Genomic DNA, 15,776 nt, shown 5'->3' on the forward strand with positions numbered 1-15,776 from the left:
TGAGAGACATGCAGAGAGAAACCGTATTCGACCTGATCGGCGTCGGCTTCGGGCCGTCGAACCTGGCGCTGGCCGTGCGCCTCGCGGAGCGCGGCGGCGCACGGCCGTTCACGCATTGCTTCGTCGAACGTCAGCCTGAATTCGGCTGGCACCGCGGGATGCTGCTCGCCGATTGCCGGATGCAGATCTCGTTTCTGAAGGATCTCGTGACGATGCGCGATCCGACGAGCCGCTACACGTTCATCAACTACCTGTTCGAGCGCGGCCGACTGAACGAATTCGTGAATTTGAAGAACTTCTACCCGACCCGCGTCGAGTTTCACGATTATCTGAGCTGGGTGGCCGATGCGTTCGACGAGCACGTGCATTACAGCGAGACCGTCACCGCGATCGAGCCCGTGTCCGGCGACGGCGCGCGCATCGACGCGCTGCGCGTGCTGTCGCGCGACGCGGCCGGCCACGAGCGCCAGCGCGTGACACGCGCGCTGTCGGTTGGCGTCGGCGGCACGCCGGCGGTGCCGGACGCGTTCGCGGCACTGGGCCGCGAACGCGTGATCCATTCGTCGTCGTATCTGACCGACATCGACCGGCTGGTCGCGGCGCCGGACGGCGAGCGGCGCCGCGTCGCGGTAATCGGCGCGGGGCAGAGCGCGGCGGAGGTGTTCGTCGACCTCGCGCGCCGCTTCCCGCACGTCGACGCGAGCCTCGTGATGCGCGCGGGCGCGCTGAAGCCGGCCGACGACAGCCCGTTCGTCAACGAGATCTTCAGCCCCGAGTTCACCGACGTCGTTTATGCGCAGCCGCACGACGCGCGCCGTGCGTTGCTCGAGCGCTATCGCGACACCAACTACGCAGTGGTCGACCGGCCGCTGATCGAGCAGATCTACGAAATGCTGTACCTGCAGCGCATCGACGGCACGCCGCGCCACGCGCTGCTCGCGAACAGCGCGATCGAGGCCGCCGTGCGCGGCGGCGACGGCCGCATCGAGCTGACGCTGCGCGACCGGATGAACGGGGCGACGCGGGTCGAACGGTTCGACGCACTGGTGCTCGCGACCGGCTATCGGCGCGACACGCATGCGGCGCTGCTCGAGGGGCTCGCGCCGCACCTGGGCGATGCGCTCACGCGCGGCGACGTGACGCGCGATTACCTGCTCGCGACGCCCGAGCACTTCGCGCCGCGCATCTATCTGCAAGGCTGCTGCGAAGACAGCCACGGGCTGTCCGACACGCTGCTGTCGGTGCTGGCGCGCCGCGCGGACGAAATCTGCGCGTCGCTCGAAGCAGGCGCCGACGCCGCGCATGACGACGGCGCGGGGCGCACCGCGCACGAACAACGACATCAACACGGGGCGAGCGCGAGCCGCATGGCTTTCGCTCTTTGACAAAGGCGCGGTCGGAGACCGCATCGAAACAAGCGGAGTAGAAAAAGATGGAGTGGGCAACAGGCACGCGTGTGCGTGCGATCGCAGCCGCGGCAAGCGTGGCGTTCGGGATGGCGGCAGGGCACGCATACGCCCAGACGGCGCCGGCCGTGAACGCAGGCGCGGCGGCATCGGCGAGCGGTGCGCAGAACGGCGCGGCGGGCGCGGCAGCCAAGGCGGCGGATGCGGCCGGCGCGCAGGGCGGCACGTCGACCGGCACGCTGCCGGCGATCAACGTCAACGCGGGCGCGGAAGGAGACGGCACGGTCGGCCTCGTCGCGAAGCGCAGCCGCACCGGCACCAAGACCGATACGGCGATCAATGAAATTCCGCAGACGATCAACGTCGTCACCGCGCAGCAGATCGAGATGACCGGCGCGACCGACGTGAACGCGGCGCTGCGCTACGTGCCCGGCTTCTCGTCGTACGGTTCGGACAACCGGTCCGACTGGTACGCGGCGCTGCGCGGCTTCACGCCGACCGCGTACGTGGACGGGCTGCAGGTGCCGAACACGATCAACCTCGCGAGCTGGCGCGTCGATCCGTACATGATCGACAGCATCAGCGTGCTGCGCGGGCCGACGTCGGTGCTGTACGGCGCCGGCGACCCCGGCGCGATCGTCGACGTGCACACGAAGCTCGCCGACGGCGAGCGCGTGCGCGAAGCCGGCGTGCAGATCGGCGACTACGCACGCAAGCAGTTCATGATCGACGTCGGCGACAAGCTCGATCCGGACGGCAAGTACGCGTACCGGTTCGTCGGCGTCGCGCGCGACGGCAACGCGCTGACCGGCCCGAACAACGATCAGCGCGTGGCGCTCGCGCCGTCGTTCCGCTGGCGCCCGGACGCCGATACGTCGCTGACGCTGTCCGCCACTTACCTGCAGGACTGGGGCGACATCTCGTCGAACTTCCTGCCGGCGCAGGGCACGGTGCTGCCGAACCCGAACGGGCAGATCACGAAGGACATCTACGAAGGCGACGGCAACTTCAACTACTACCGCAAAAAGCAGTGGTCGCTCGGCTACCAGTTCGAGCGGAAGCTGAGTCCGATGTGGACGTTCCGGCAGAACACGCGCTGGATGCATCTGTCGCTCGACAACGGCTCGGTGTTCGCGAACGGTTTCGACGGCGACAGCACAACCGACGTGTCGCGCTGGGCCGGCGTATTCCAGATGAACTACAGCCGCTTCGACATCGACAACAACGTGGAGGGCCGCTTCGGCACCGGCCCGTTCGAGCACACGCTGCTGCTCGGCTTCCAGTACAACCGGCAGACCGCGACCGACAGCGAATGGCTGGCCGCGGCGCCGTCGCTGAACATCTACAACCCGGTCTACCTGCCGGTCACGACCGCCGTGTTCGATCCGAACTCGACGTTCCGCACGAACACGTACACGACGATGAACACGTTCGGCCTGTACGCGCAGGATCAGGTCAAGTGGAACCGCTGGACGCTGACGCTCGGCGGCCGCGAGGACTGGGTGAACATGCGGCAGGACGACCGCGCGGCCGGCACGTCGACGAAGGCCGACATCACGGCATTCACGGGCCGTGTGGGCCTCACGTATCAGGGCGATTACGGGCTGTCGCCGTATGTCAGCTATGCGACGTCGTTCAATCCGCTGATCGGCGTGAATCTGGTGGGCGGCGGGCTGCCGCAGCCGACGCGCGGCAAGCAGATCGAAGCCGGCCTGCGCTGGCAGCCGCCGGGCAAGAACCTGATGCTGAACGCGGCGATCTATCAGATCAACCAGACCAACGTGCTCACGACCGCGCTGCCGACGCAGGATCCGACCGGCACGAAGTCGGTGCAGACCGGCGAAGTGCGCTCGCGCGGGATCGAGCTGAGCGCGACCGGCAAGGTCACGCCGAACCTGTCGCTGATCGCCGCTTACGTGTATCAGGACGTGAAGAACGTGAAGGCGAACGACGTGTCGCTGAACAACTGGCCGGTCGACATTCCGCGGCCGCGGCAGATGGCGTCGCTGTGGGCCGACTGGACGTGGCACACGGGGCCGCTCGCGGGCTTCGGGCTCGGCGGCGGCGTGCGCTACCAGAGCGCGTCGGCCGGCGCGGCCGACAACTCGCTGACGGTATCGAGCTACACGCTGTTCGACGCAGGCGTGCATTACGACATGCGCAACTGGCGCTTTGCGGTCAATGCGACGAACCTGTTCAACCGCCATTACATCAGCGGTTGCCAGTCGACCAACGTCTGCATTTTCGGGACCGACCGCACGGTGATCGCCACCGCGAAATACAACTGGTGACGCCGCGCGCCGCGGCGCGCCGGCCGGCCTCCGGGCCGGTGCGGGCGGGCCGCAGCGCCGTCGTCCGCTTTTTTTCACGACGCCTCCATGCCGAAGAAAAATCTCGTCTATATCCAGTCGCTGCGCAATGGCGCGGCCGATCGCGCCGGCCAGCCGGTCGCTTACCGGGGCGGCACGCGCTACATGAAGGCGCCGCTCGAATTCCTCGTCGAGCGGCTGAACGAATCGCCGCTCGGCGACCGCTATACGCTGCAGGGCGTGATCATCGACGACGACGAAGGTTCGCCGGCCGACCGCGCGAAGGTCGCGGACTACGGGTTCACGCGCACGCCGGGCCGCCCGTGGATCCTGCCCGCCGGGCTGACCGTGCAGGGCCGGCCGGTCGACGACCTGTTCTGCACCATCGCATCGACGTACCGGCGGCTGCCGCGCGACGCACGCGAACGCGTGACGGGCAAGCAGGCGTTCGAGCGCCGCCTGCTCGAACGCCTGCTCGAACTCGACGCCGACGTGGTCGTGCTCGACGGGCTGCTCGTGATCCTCGACGAGCTCGTGCGCCCCGGCGCGCGCTTTCATCGCCGCATCGCGAACATCCATCCCGGCATCACCGCCGACGATTCGCCGTACCAGCGGCGCGGCGCGTGGGCGACGCTCGATGCGCTGCACGGCGCGCGCGGCGAACGGGTCGACTGGGCGACTGGCACGACGTCGCACGTCGAACCCGTGACGATGACGGGCGCATCGTTTCACTACGTCGACAACGGCATCGATTCCGGCGAGGTGATCTGCGACGTGCTCGACACGCCGATCGCGCCGGACGACACGATTCTCGAACTGCGCTGGAACAACTTCCAGCGCAGCCTGTTTCCGGCGCTCGAGCGAGGGCTGCATATCCTCGCCGACCGCCATGACGCGGGAGCACTGTGATGGAAGACACGCTGACGCAACCGGCAGCCGCGGCCTGCAAGGCAGCCACGGCGGAGCGGGTCGAGGGCGACGCGGCCGCGGCGCTCGACGGCGCCGCACGGGCGCGCGCCGGCGCGCAGCCGGCGTCGGTGGCGGAGTGCACGCTGGACGCATGGCGGCCCGACGAGCCGCCGGCCGCGCTGCTCGCGCCATTCGTCGCAGTGTTCAACACGGACACGCGGCACGATGCGGCGACGCTGTCGGTGCCGCTCGGCGACGCCGATCCGGCAACCGTCGCAGCGTACGTCGCGCGTGCGGTGCGCGAAGGCGTGATCGACGACGCGCAGGTGGCGGGCGACCGGCTGTGCTTCACCGCCTCGCGCGCGACGTTCTGGCAGAACCCGCGGCCGTGGTTGAAGGCGAGTGCGTCGGGCGGAATGCCGCTGCGCTACACGATCACGAACGGGCACCGGCATCCGGTGCGGCCGCCGTCGCCGGCCGGCGAGATCTATGCGCGCTACATGCCGCAGGTCGGGATGACGTTCAGCCTGCGCACCGTCGACATCGACGCGCATGCGCAGTTGTTCAGCGGCTGGATGAACCTCGATCGCGTCGCGCATTTCTGGGATCAGCGCGGCACGCTCGACGAACACGCTGCGTATCTCGCGGAGCGGCTCGCCGATCCTCACATGCATCCGATGATCGGCTATTTCGACGACACGCCGTTCGGCTATTTCGAATTCTACTGGGCGAAGGAGGATCGCCTTGCGCCGTTCTACGACGCGCACGACTACGATCGCGGGCTGCATCTGCTGATCGGCGACTCGCGCTTCCAGAGCGCGGGCAAGCTGCACGCGTGGTGGAGCGGAGTGCTGCATTACATGTTCGTCGACGAACCGCGCACGCAGCGGCTCGTCGGCGAGCCGCGCGTCGATCACGTGCGGCATATCGCGTACATGCACCGGCTCGGGTTCTACACGCTGAAGGAGTTCGATTTCCCGCACAAACGCGCGGCGCTCACGGTGATGGAGCGCGAGACGTTCTTCGACACTTTCCGGTTGCCTTGACGGGATCGGGCGCGAAGTCGAATCCGGTCGTTTCGACCTGTGCTGCGAAGAAGACGATGCGCCGACGGAGCCGGGCCGGTGACCACGCTGCAAGCTCGATACGAACATTTGCTCGTTCATCATGCGCGAGCGGTCGCCGGTCTTGCAAACGATGCATCGATCGCCGGCCACGCGATCGCGGCCGGGGCCGCGCCGGTCACCCAGTCGAAGACCGGGCGGCTTTGGCGTGAGGGAGCGCATGCGCGACGGCACGACCGTCGCGCGGCAGCATGTCATTCCCGGCGATCGGGCCGATCCGCGAGGAAGCCGCCGCGGAACGCATCGAGATACCGGTCGGCGTCGTCATTGAATTCACCCGGCAACAGCGCGAACGCGCGCGCCTGCAGATCCTGCGCGAGCGTTGCGTAAGTCGCGTCGTCCGACAGCAGCGCGTGTATTGCATCGTGCGTGTGCGGCGACGCGATCCGTTTCGCGTCGCGCGCGAGCAGGGCCGCTGCCGCGAGTGCCGGCTGGAAGTCGTGTCGTTCGAGCAGGTCAGGCGCGGCGTCCCAGATGCGCTCGCGATTGCCTGCATCGTGAAAATGCGTGAGCAGGAACAGCAAGTCGTACGCGTCGCTGTTCTGGCGCGCGCGCCGGTCCTTCCACGCGAGCAGCTTCAGCAGCGCGAGCGCCGGCAGGCTCGCCACCGGCACCGTGACGCCGCCGCCGATCGACACGGCGAGCGCCGTATCGACCGCTTCCTGAAACCCCAGCACGTTCAGCACGAACTCGCCGCCCGGCGGCCATGCGATTTCGCCGGGCGGCGTTTCGAGCGGCCCGAACGGCACCAGGTCGAGTTCGGTGCGAAAACCCGGCGCGCCGCTGTCGAACAGCAGTTTTTGCTGATGCTTCGGCGCGCGGGTGAATTGCCCGGTCGCGACGAGCGCATCGACGAGCCGTTGATGAAACGGCCAGCTGACCGCGCACACCGCGACGTCGACGTCCCGCGTCGCCCGCACCGGGCGAATGCCGTGGACGTGCCACATCAGGATGTCGCGCGCGGTCGCGCCGGCAACGACGAATGCCGCGTCGAGTCGTGCGCACGCCGCGCCGAGCGCCTGCAGCAGCGCGACCGCCGCCGGCTCGAGCGGCCGGCGCGCGTCGATTTCAAGCGGGCGGGTGGGCGAGGTATCGTTCATGGATTCGTTCGGCGGCGGCAAGATTGCGGCTGTCTCCCGACGAGACGAGATCCGCGTAGATCAACAGCGGCGGCACGAGCGGCACGTCGTGCTCGCGCCAGTCGAGTGCCGGCGACGCCGGCCAGAACGCTTCGAGCAATTCGACGTCGCCGTGCGCGTCCGGGCGCAGGCGCGCCTGGAGCAGCAAGCGGTTCGATGCGGCGCCGTGCGTATAGACGGTGATCGCGGCCGGCTTGAGGTCGTGCGTGAGCAGATCGGCCGCCGCTTCGCCGCCGAGGCGTGCATCGAACGCGGCGAAATCGAAGCCGCGCCACCAGTCGGGTGCGAGCGCCGCAAACCGCCGGGCAGGCAGTTTCGCGCGCAGTCGGCTCGGGTACAGCGCGGCCCATTCCTGCACGAAGCGCGGCCAGTCGGACATCAGCCGTTCGCCGTTGCGCCGTTGCGCGACGAGGCCGCGCGCGATCAGATCGTCCATCGCGAGGTTGACCGTGCCGAGCGCGACGCCGGACGCGGCCGCGATCGCGCGGTACGGTTGCGCGACGAGGCCCGGTTGCGTCGCGAGCGCGAACATCACGGCGAGTCCCTTCGGCGTCGTGGCGCGGGACGCCTGCCGGCGCGGCATGCGGGCCGGTTTCGGCCGGCCGGAGATCATCACGGTGGCTTCCGGCTGGAGCAGGCACGCGTTGCCGGCGGTGTCGACGAACGGGATGCCTTCATCGGCGAGCCGGGCCGCCAGTTGGGCCGACACGTACGGCGCGACCAGCATCAGCGGCCGCTCGCCGGGCGCGGGTGCACTGCCGTGCCGGCGCAGCGCCGCGCGCGCGTCCTGCACCGATTCGACGCCGACGCTCACGGCCGCCGGCATCTCGAACGTCTGCCCGGCAATACGGAAACGGACCATCGCGTCGGCGTGCGCCCGGTATGCGGCCGGCACGCGCACGGGCCGTGCGTTGAAGCGGCGCGTCGCGCGTTCGAACGCGGCGCATGCTTCGTCCAGCACATGCTGTTCCGCTATCGGAAGAGTGACGTTGTCGGGCATCGGAGCGGTTCGCTTGTTCACTTTATTGCCAGCGTACACAAAAAATGTACAACCGTCAAAAAATGAACAAATTCACCCAACCCGTTGATGAAAAGCGACTATTCCGTTTTCCATAGCCACAATCAACGATTCCTCCGTCCCCCATTTGCGACCGAACCCACAGTGTCACGCACGCGGAGCCGGCACGGCGCTCGTCCGGACGCACGACAGGTGCGCGGCGAATCCTTTTGCGCCCTGACCAAGCTCGACCGGCAACTCCTGGTTGTCGCCACGACGACTTTATGTCTGTCCGGTTGCCGCGCGCCGGACTATCCTTGCCACCACATCCCCCCGCAACAGGAGACGTCACCGTGACGCACAGCGTGATCCCCGCAGGCCTTGCCGACGAAATGATCCAGATCCGGCGCCGCATTCATGCCCATCCGGAGCTTGGCTTCGAGGAATTCGCGACGAGCGACCTCGTTGCCGGGCAACTGCAAGCGTGGGGCTATAGCGTGCATCGCGGGCTCGGCGGCACGGGCGTGGTCGCGCAGTTGAAGGTCGGCGACGGCGCGCGGCGCCTCGGCCTGCGCGCCGACATGGACGCGCTGCCGATCCACGAGTCGACCGGTCTTCCGTACCAGAGCACGATCCCCGGCAAGATGCACGCGTGCGGCCACGACGGCCATACGGCGATGCTGCTCGCCGCCGCGAAGCACCTTGCGCGCGAGCGATGCTTTTCCGGCACGCTGAACCTGATTTTCCAGCCGGCCGAGGAGGGCCTTGGCGGCGCGAAGAAAATGCTCGACGACGGGCTGTTCGAGCAATTCCCGTGCGATGCGATCTTCGCGATGCACAACATGCCGGGCTTCCCGACCGGCAAATTCGGCTTCCTGCCGGGGCCGTTCATGGCGTCGTCGGACACCGTGATCGTCGACGTGCAGGGTCGCGGCGGCCACGGTGCGGTGCCGCACAAGGCGATCGACCCGGTCGTCGTATGCGCGCAGATCGTCATCGCGCTGCAGACGATCGTGTCGCGCAACGTGTCGCCGCTCGACATGGCGATCGTTACGGTCGGCGCGATCCATGCAGGCGATGCACCGAACGTGATTCCCGATCGCGCGCAGATGCGCCTGTCCGTTCGCGCGCTGAAGCCGGACGTGCGCGATCTGCTGGAGACGCGCATCAAGGAAGTCGTCCATGCGCAGGCGGCGGTATTCGGCGCGACCGCGACGATCGACTATCAGCGCCGCTACCCGGTGCTCGTCAACGATGAGCGGATGACCGAGTTCGCCCGCGGCGTCGCGCGCGAATGGGCCGGCGAAGCGAACCTGATCGACGGGATGGTGCCGCTCACCGGCAGCGAGGATTTCGCGTTCCTGCTCGAGAAGCGGCCGGGCTGCTACCTGATCATCGGCAACGGCGACGGGGAGGGCGGCTGCATGGTGCACAACCCCGGCTACGACTTCAACGACGCGGCGCTGCCGACCGGCGCATCGTACTGGGTGAAGCTCGCGGAGGCGTTTCTGGTGTGACGGCGAGTGACGGCGAACGTGTGGTCCGCGTTCCGCATCGTCGCATCGTCGCATCGGCATCGAGCGGGCATTCGTCATCGCTGGCAGCGCGTCAAGCGATCACGCATCAGCGGTCTCGCGATTCCGGTGTGACGCGCCGAACCTGGAACGCGTCCCCGCCGAACAGCGCCGCCGCTGCGTGCGGATTCGACGGCCAGTACATGTGCATGTACGTCGCGACGATCGCGCCCGAGCGATATACGGCTTCGCCGCTGCCCGGTTCGCCATCCGGCCGCGCGGCGGTCGCCACCGGCGCCAGCGGCGTATCGAGCCGCGAATAATGAAACGTATGACCGCGCATCGTTCCGGTGCGCGTCTCCAGCTGTTGCATCCCCAACGCCGCGAACCGGCGCTGCATCGTCGCATGGCCCGGCAGCAGCCCGAGCATCTTGGTCGTCACGCCATCCGCGTCGGCTAGCGATTCGCACAGGTACACCATCCCGCCGCATTCCGCGACGATCGGCCGGCCAGCGGCCGCGTGCGCGCGGATCGTGCGCGCGGTCACGGCATTCGCCGCGAGCGTCGCTGCATGCAGCTCCGGGTACCCGCCGGGTACGAACAGCGCATCGCAATCGGCGGGCACGGGCTCGTCCGCCAGCGGCGAAAAGAACTGCAACCGAGCGCCGAGGGCGTCCAGCAGCGCGAGATTCGCCGGATAGATGAACGAGAACGCCGCATCCCGCGCGATCGCGATCCGCTTGCCGGCGAGCGCGCGCGGCAGCGGCGCGGCAACGTCCGGTTCGGCGAACGTGACGGCGGGGGGCAAGTCGGCGAGCGCCGTCCCGGCGAGCACATCTGCCGCGCGCTCGAGCCGCGCATCGAGGTCGGCGATGTCGGCCGGCTGGTGCAGGCCGAGATGCCGTTCCGGCAGCGCGATCCCCGCATCGGCCGGCACGTGCCCGAGCCAGCGCAAGTCGCCGGGTAACGCCTGCTGCAACAGCTGCGCATGCCGCGGCGAGCCGACGCGGTTCGCCAGCACGCCGTGAAACGGCAGGCCCGGCCGGAACCGCGCAAGCCCGAACGCGATCGCCGCGAACGTCTGCGCCATCGCCTTCGCGGAAATGACCGCGACGACCGGCACGCCGAATGCGACCGCGAGGTCGGCGCTGCTCGGCGTGCCGTCGAACAGCCCCATCACGCCTTCGATCAGGATCAGGTCCGCGTCGTATGCGGCGTCGGCAAGGAGCGAGCGGCAGCCGGCTTCACCGACCATTCCGAGATCGAGCGCATGCACGGGCGCGCCGCTTGCGCGTTCGAGCAGCATCGGATCGAGAAAGTCCGGCCCGGTCTTGAACACGCGCACGCGGCGGCCGAGCCGGCGGTGCAGCCGCGCGAGGCCGGCCGTGACCGACGTCTTGCCCTGGCCGGACGCGGGCGCGCTCACGAACAGCGCGGGGCAGGCCGGCATCGGTCAGAACTCCACGCCGGGCTGTGCTTTCACGCCTTGTTCCTTGTACGGATGCTTGACGAGCCGCATCTCGGTGACGAGGTCGGCCGCGTCGATCAGCGCATCGGGCGCATGCCTGCCGGTGACGACGACGTGCACCGACGCCGGTCTCGCGACCAGCGTCGCGAGCACTTCGTCGAGCGGCAGATATTCATACTTCAGCACGGTGTTCAGCTCGTCGAGGATCACCATCCGGTACTCGCCGCTTTCGATCATCCGGCGCGCCTCGTCCCAGCCCTTGCGCGCGGTCGCGATGTCGGCGTCGCGGTTCTGCGTATTCCACGTGTAGCCGTCGCCCATCGTCACGAAGTCGCATTGCGCAAGCGCGCCGAGGAAGTCACGCTCGGACGTGTGCAGCGCGCCCTTGATGAACTGCACGACGCCGAGGCGCATCCCGTGGCCGAGCACGCGCACGGCCATCCCGAACGCGGCCGTGCTCTTGCCCTTGCCGTTGCCGGTGTTGACGATCAGCAGGCCCTTTTCCTGAGTGGCGGCCGCCTGTTTTTTTTCATGGCCGGCGCGGCGGCGCTCGGTCATCCGCTGATGGGATTCGGCATCGGTCTTCATCGGAGTCGTCCTGTCGAAAGCGAAACAAAAGTTCAGAGCGGGCCGGCGAGCGCGACCGTCACGCCGCCCACGATGGATTTGGGGCCGAGCAGCCGGCCGGCCGGCGCCGCGAGCTGCGCGCACGGCTCGGCCACGCCGGTCACGCCGAAGCGCGCAACGGCGGCGGCCGACGGGCGGCTCAACGCGGGTGACGCGCACAGCGCGAGCTGCGCCGCGTCGAATGCGACGAGCGGCCAGCCGCGCCGCGCGCACAGCGTGCGCAGCGCCCGGGCGCGCGCCTTGTCGGCGAGTGTCGCGACGATGGCCGGCTCGACGTCCGGATGCTGCGCGAGCGCCGCGCGAATCGCGGCATCGAGTTGCGCGGCACTCGCGTTCGCGCGGAAACCGATGCCGAGCGCGACGCGCATCATGCACGCGCGCCGAGCGCGGCGCGCACGGCCGGCTCGTCGGCGAGCGCGGCAACGCGGCCGATCACGACGATCGCGGGCGACCCGATGCCGGTCGCACTCACGCGTTCGACGATCGTATCGAGCGTCGCGAGCACGTGCCGCTGCCCGTCGCGCGTCGCATTCTCGATCGCCGCGCACGGCGTGTCGCCGGCGATGCCGCCGTCGCGCAGCGCCGCCGCGATCGCGTCGAGGCGACGAATGCCCATGTAGATCACGATCGTCATTCGCGTCGCGGCGAGCGCGCGCCAATCGGGTTCGTCGGCGCCCGCACCGTGCCCCGTGACGAAGATCACGCCCTGGGCGTCGCCGCGATGCGTGACCGGAATGCCGAGCGCGGCCGGTGCGGCGATACCGGCCGTGATGCCGTTTACGACCTCGACCGGGTAACCGGCGGCACCGAGCGCGAGCAATTCTTCGCCGCCGCGGCCGAACACGAACGGGTCGCCGCCCTTGAGCCGCGCGACGCTGCGGCCCGCGCGCAGGTGCGCGAGCATCGCGGCGACGATCGCGTCTTGCGGCGTCGACGCATGACCGCCGCGCTTGCCGACGTGTTCGATGCGCGCGTCGGCGCGCGCGTGGCGCAATAAGTCGGGGTTCACGAGATCGTCGACCAGCAGCACGTCGGCCGCGGCGATCGCGCGCACGGCCTTCAGCGTGAGCAGATCGGCGTCGCCGGGGCCGGCGCCCACAAGCCACGCGCGGCTCATCGGGCGCGGCACGGCGCGCACCGTGCGGTAGCGGTGGGAACGGGACAGCGAGCGGCACATCGGCGGCCGGCGGGCAGGCAGGGCATGGCGGATCGGCGAAACCCGCGCACGCGCGGGCGGAATGCGCACCCTGTCCGTCCCTCGCGGACAGGGCGTTCGGCGCGCCGTTGGCGCGCCCCTTGCGTCGGCCGGTATCCGGGCTGGCCGCTTGCCAGGCCGCAGCCTTCCCGCCCCGGAGGGCAGTGGCATCGCGGGCGGCCTGGGCGCGTGCGGGGGAACCGCGGCGCGCGGGCGGCGTACCGTTGCGGGGACAGCACAGGCCGGGCGGCTTTCCGCCTCCTGTTTCCCGTTTAACTGCGCTCGCCGGAGGGCGGGCGCGAGCACCGAACGCGGCGCATACGATAGCACAGCGTCCGGCCCGCGCGAACCGCCGCGCGGGCGTCGCAGCCGGCCCGCGGCGCGGCGGGCTGCCATGCCGGGCGCCGCGCCGGCGCCCGATGCGCCTTGACGCTCCCCGCACCGCCGCCTACACTCGCACGCGTTTTGGTGCTCGCGCGTGCCGCTCCGGCGTGCGCAGTTAAACGGGAAACAGGGAGCCTGCCTGCACCGCAGTCGAGCCAACCTGTGCTGCCCCCGCAACGGTAAGCGAACGCGTCGCGCGCAGCGCGACGCAGCGCCGCTTCGCCGCATGCCTGCCGCATGCGGACGACCGCCACTGGATGCCGCGCATCCGGGAAGGCGAAGCGGCGTGTTCGTCAGCCCGGATACCGGCCAGGACGTTGGGTTCAGCGCCGCGGGGAGGCGGCGCATCGTCCACGGCCGCAGTACGCCCAGACGTCCGAACGTTTCCCGCTTCGTCCGCCGATCCGCCAGCAGCATGCATGCGCGGGCCGGCGCGGCGAGCGGCAGGCGGCGCGGGCAGGGCACGCGGCAGCCGTGTTGGCATTCACCATGTCGACCGTTCGCAAAGGAGCATCATGCTCGACTCGTTCTTCCGCCTGTTCAACGACAGCCCGTCCGGGCTGCGCGGCAAAATCGTCGCGATCTACGCGCTGCTCGCGACGTTCAACGTCGCCGCGTGGATCTGGGCCTTCGTCGCGTTTCGCGACCAGCCCGTGCTGCTGGGCACCGCGCTGCTCGCGTACGTGTTCGGGCTGCGCCACGCGGTCGATGCCGACCATATCGCCGCGATCGACAACGTTACGCGCAAGCTGATGCAGGAAGGCCGCAGCCCGCTCGGCGCGGGCCTGTTCTTCTCGCTCGGCCACTCGACCGTGGTGATCGTGATGTCGGTGGCGGTTGCGCTGACTGCGGCGTCGCTTGCGCGCTTCGAAAGCATGAAGACCTGGGGCGGCGTGATCAGCACGAGCGTGTCGGCATTCTTCCTGCTGGTGCTCGCGGCCGCAAACCTGCTGATCCTGATCTCCGTGTACCGGACGTTTCGCGCGGCCCGCCGCGGCGAGGCGATCGTCGATGCCGATCTCGACATGATGATGAACCGGCGCGGGGTGCTCGCGCGCCTGTTCCGGCCGCTGTTTCGCCTCGTGTCGCGCAGCTGGCACCTGTATCCGGTCGGCTTCCTGTTCGGCTTCGGCTTCGATACCGCGACCGAAATCGCGCTGTTCGGCATTTCGGCGACGCAGGTGCAGGGCGGCATGTCGTTCTGGTCGGTGATGGCGCTGCCGGCGCTGTTCACCGCGGGCATGACGCTCGTCGACACGACGGACGGCATCCTGATGATGGGCGCGTATCGCTGGGCGTATGTGCGGCCGATCCGCAAGATCTACTACAACATGACGATCACGTTCGTGTCGGTGCTGGTCGCCGCGCTGATCGGCGGCATCGAAGTGCTCGCGCTGCTCGCCGACAAGCTGTCGCTGGAAGGCCCGATATGGGCGTTCTCCACGATGGTCGCATCGCATTTCGGGATGCTCGGCTACGTCGTGATCGGCCTGTTCGTCGCGTGCTGGATCGTGTCGGCCGCGATCTACCGGCTCAAACGCTACGACGAGATCGACGTGACGCTCTCGGCCTGACTCCCTCATTCGACCCAGGATCTACCATGACCCTACGCAAGCTTCCCGTCACGATCGTCACGGGCTTTCTCGGCAGCGGCAAGACCACGCTGATGCGGCACATCCTCCAGCACGCGCAAGGCCGCCGTATCGCGGTGATCGTCAACGAATTCGGCGAACTCGGCATCGACGGCGAAATCCTCAAGGGCTGCGGCATCGGCTGCGACGACGCCGCGGGCGCGGACGGCGCGCAGGTGGAAGCGTCGGGGCAGCTGTACGAACTCGCAAACGGCTGCCTGTGCTGCACCGTGCAGGAAGAGTTCTATCCGGTGATGGAAGCGCTCGTCGAGCGCCGCGCCGACATCGATCACGTGCTGATCGAGACGTCGGGCCTCGCGCTGCCGAAGCCGCTCGTGCAGGCGTTCAACTGGCCGACGATCCGCAACAGCTTCACGGTCGACGCGGTCGTGACCGTCGTGGACGGGCCGGCCGCCGCGAGCGGCCAGTTCGCGGAGAATCCGCAGGCCGTCGACGCGCAGCGTCGCGCCGATCCGAACCTCGACCATGAATCGCCGCTGCACGAGCTGTTCGCGGATCAGCTGTCGTCCGCCGATCTCGTGATCGTGAACAAGGCGGACCTCGTCGCCGACGCGCAATTCGCCGACATCGAAGCGGCGATCCGCGACGAGATCCCGCCGCAAGTGAAGATCGTGCGCGCGACGCGCGGCGAACTGGATCTGGCGATGCTGCTCGGTCTCGAATCGGCGTCGGAGGAAACGATTCACCTGCGCCACGACCATCACGGCTCGGCCGACGACGGCGATCACGACCATCATCACGACGATTTCGATTCGGTCGTGGTGTCGGGCGACGCAGGCTCGCGCGATGCGACGATCGCGGCGCTCCGGCATGTGGTCGAGACGCACACGATCTACCGTGCGAAAGGCTTCGCCGCGCTGCCCGATGCGCCGATGCGGCTCGTGATCCAGGGCGTCGGCCGCCGCTTCGACAGCTATTTCGATCGCCGCTGGCAAGACGGCGAACCGCGCGCGAGCCGCTTCGTGCTGATCGGCGAAGATCTCGACGCCGCCGCGTTGCAGCGAGCGTTCGACGCCGCGTGCGCGGCGCAAACGCAGCAGGCGTGACGCACG

Annotated in this window: 13 protein-coding genes and 2 riboswitches; of the genes, 7 read left to right on the forward strand and 6 right to left on the reverse strand. The window is 68.9% G+C overall.

The genetic code is table 11. From position 1 onward, the window contains the following. Positions 1-8: 8 nt before the first annotated feature. The 4 genes from WK25_RS08090 (at position 9) to WK25_RS08105 (ending at position 5,670) form a co-directional block, all read left to right on the forward strand. Positions 9-1,385, forward strand: a complete 1,377-nt coding sequence (locus WK25_RS08090; RefSeq protein WP_069241384.1) for a lysine N(6)-hydroxylase/L-ornithine N(5)-oxygenase family protein — start codon at positions 9-11, stop codon at positions 1,383-1,385. A gap of 47 nt (positions 1,386-1,432) precedes the next feature. Then, complete coding sequence (locus WK25_RS08095) at positions 1,433-3,697, forward strand: TonB-dependent siderophore receptor (protein WP_059544139.1); 2,265 nt, start codon at positions 1,433-1,435, stop codon at positions 3,695-3,697. A gap of 87 nt (positions 3,698-3,784) precedes the next feature. After that, the gene (locus tag WK25_RS08100) at positions 3,785-4,624 is read left to right on the forward strand and encodes a formyltransferase family protein (protein ID WP_069241385.1); all 840 of its coding nucleotides are present in this window, start codon (positions 3,785-3,787) and stop codon (positions 4,622-4,624) included. Next, positions 4,624-5,670: a GNAT family N-acetyltransferase gene (locus WK25_RS08105; RefSeq protein ID WP_069241386.1), complete on the forward strand. Its 1,047-nt coding sequence runs from the start codon at positions 4,624-4,626 to the stop codon at positions 5,668-5,670. Before WK25_RS08100 ends, WK25_RS08105 begins: the two co-directional genes overlap by 1 nt. A 272-nt stretch (positions 5,671-5,942) precedes the next feature. On the opposite strand, the gene WK25_RS08110 is transcribed toward WK25_RS08105, so the two are convergent. Further along, positions 5,943-6,848, reverse strand: coding sequence for a nucleotidyl transferase AbiEii/AbiGii toxin family protein (locus WK25_RS08110; RefSeq protein ID WP_069241387.1), 906 nt, complete (start codon positions 6,846-6,848; stop codon positions 5,943-5,945). Next, complete coding sequence (locus tag WK25_RS08115) at positions 6,817-7,887, reverse strand: type IV toxin-antitoxin system AbiEi family antitoxin (protein ID WP_059544305.1); 1,071 nt, start codon at positions 7,885-7,887, stop codon at positions 6,817-6,819. The genes WK25_RS08110 and WK25_RS08115 overlap by 32 nt, the downstream gene beginning before the upstream one ends. A 350-nt stretch (positions 7,888-8,237) precedes the next feature. Between WK25_RS08115 and WK25_RS08120 the strand changes: the two genes are divergently transcribed. Further along, complete coding sequence (locus WK25_RS08120) at positions 8,238-9,401, forward strand: M20 aminoacylase family protein (RefSeq protein WP_069241388.1); 1,164 nt, start codon at positions 8,238-8,240, stop codon at positions 9,399-9,401. Between the two features lie 106 nt (positions 9,402-9,507). Here the strand turns inward: WK25_RS08120 and WK25_RS08125 are convergent, their stop codons facing one another. From WK25_RS08125 to cobA, 4 genes are read right to left on the reverse strand one after another with little or no spacing between them, the layout of a single operon-like run. Then, positions 9,508-10,848 carry a cobyrinate a,c-diamide synthase gene (locus WK25_RS08125; protein WP_069241389.1) on the reverse strand — a complete coding sequence of 447 codons (1,341 nt, stop codon included), beginning with the start codon at positions 10,846-10,848 and terminating at the stop codon, positions 9,508-9,510. A 3-nt stretch (positions 10,849-10,851) separates the two neighbouring features. Then, a complete protein-coding gene (gene cobO, locus WK25_RS08130; RefSeq protein ID WP_040144178.1) occupies positions 10,852-11,454 on the reverse strand; it encodes a cob(I)yrinic acid a,c-diamide adenosyltransferase in 603 nt (200 codons plus the stop codon). Between the two features lie 32 nt (positions 11,455-11,486). Continuing rightward, complete coding sequence (locus tag WK25_RS08135; protein WP_069241390.1) at positions 11,487-11,864, reverse strand: cobalamin biosynthesis protein; 378 nt, start codon at positions 11,862-11,864, stop codon at positions 11,487-11,489. Further along, a complete protein-coding gene (gene cobA, locus WK25_RS08140; RefSeq protein ID WP_069241957.1) occupies positions 11,861-12,610 on the reverse strand; it encodes a uroporphyrinogen-III C-methyltransferase in 750 nt (249 codons plus the stop codon). Before cobA ends, WK25_RS08135 begins: the two co-directional genes overlap by 4 nt. A gap of 189 nt (positions 12,611-12,799) precedes the next feature. Next, positions 12,800-12,964: riboswitch (cobalamin riboswitch) on the reverse strand. Positions 12,965-13,137: 173 nt separating this feature from the next. Continuing rightward, positions 13,138-13,401, forward strand: a riboswitch (cobalamin riboswitch). 186 nt (positions 13,402-13,587) lie between these two features. Here cobA and WK25_RS08145 point away from each other — a divergent pair. Both WK25_RS08145 and cobW read left to right on the forward strand, forming a co-directional pair. Next, complete coding sequence (locus tag WK25_RS08145; RefSeq protein WP_069241391.1) at positions 13,588-14,646, forward strand: HoxN/HupN/NixA family nickel/cobalt transporter; 1,059 nt, start codon at positions 13,588-13,590, stop codon at positions 14,644-14,646. A 26-nt stretch (positions 14,647-14,672) separates the two neighbouring features. Further along, entirely contained in the window at positions 14,673-15,770 is a 1,098-nt protein-coding gene (cobW, locus tag WK25_RS08150; protein WP_040144181.1) for a cobalamin biosynthesis protein CobW, read from the forward strand. The last annotated feature ends 6 nt before the right edge of the window (positions 15,771-15,776 follow it).

The sequence above is a fragment of the Burkholderia latens genome (assembly GCF_001718795.1).
Taxonomy (GTDB): domain Bacteria; phylum Pseudomonadota; class Gammaproteobacteria; order Burkholderiales; family Burkholderiaceae; genus Burkholderia; species Burkholderia latens_A.

What these genes read in the sequence shown, in the direction of transcription:
- WK25_RS08110 (WP_069241387.1), bottom strand. Translation starts at nt 6,848, where the DNA reads ATGAACGATACCTCGCCCACCCGCCCGCTTGAAATCGACGCGCGCCGG.
- cobA (WP_069241957.1), bottom strand. Translation starts at nt 12,610, where the DNA reads ATGAGCCGCGCGTGGCTTGTGGGCGCCGGCCCCGGCGACGCCGATCTG.
- WK25_RS08095 (WP_059544139.1), top strand. Translation starts at nt 1,433, where the DNA reads ATGGAGTGGGCAACAGGCACGCGTGTGCGTGCGATCGCAGCCGCGGCA.
- WK25_RS08115 (WP_059544305.1), bottom strand. Translation starts at nt 7,887, where the DNA reads ATGCCCGACAACGTCACTCTTCCGATAGCGGAACAGCATGTGCTGGAC.
- WK25_RS08100 (WP_069241385.1), top strand. Translation starts at nt 3,785, where the DNA reads ATGCCGAAGAAAAATCTCGTCTATATCCAGTCGCTGCGCAATGGCGCG.
- WK25_RS08125 (WP_069241389.1), bottom strand. Translation starts at nt 10,848, where the DNA reads ATGCCGGCCTGCCCCGCGCTGTTCGTGAGCGCGCCCGCGTCCGGCCAG.
- WK25_RS08145 (WP_069241391.1), top strand. Translation starts at nt 13,588, where the DNA reads ATGCTCGACTCGTTCTTCCGCCTGTTCAACGACAGCCCGTCCGGGCTG.
- WK25_RS08135 (WP_069241390.1), bottom strand. Translation starts at nt 11,864, where the DNA reads ATGATGCGCGTCGCGCTCGGCATCGGTTTCCGCGCGAACGCGAGTGCC.
- WK25_RS08090 (WP_069241384.1), top strand. Translation starts at nt 9, where the DNA reads ATGCAGAGAGAAACCGTATTCGACCTGATCGGCGTCGGCTTCGGGCCG.
- WK25_RS08105 (WP_069241386.1), top strand. Translation starts at nt 4,624, where the DNA reads ATGGAAGACACGCTGACGCAACCGGCAGCCGCGGCCTGCAAGGCAGCC.
- cobW (WP_040144181.1), top strand. Translation starts at nt 14,673, where the DNA reads ATGACCCTACGCAAGCTTCCCGTCACGATCGTCACGGGCTTTCTCGGC.
- cobO (WP_040144178.1), bottom strand. Translation starts at nt 11,454, where the DNA reads ATGAAGACCGATGCCGAATCCCATCAGCGGATGACCGAGCGCCGCCGC.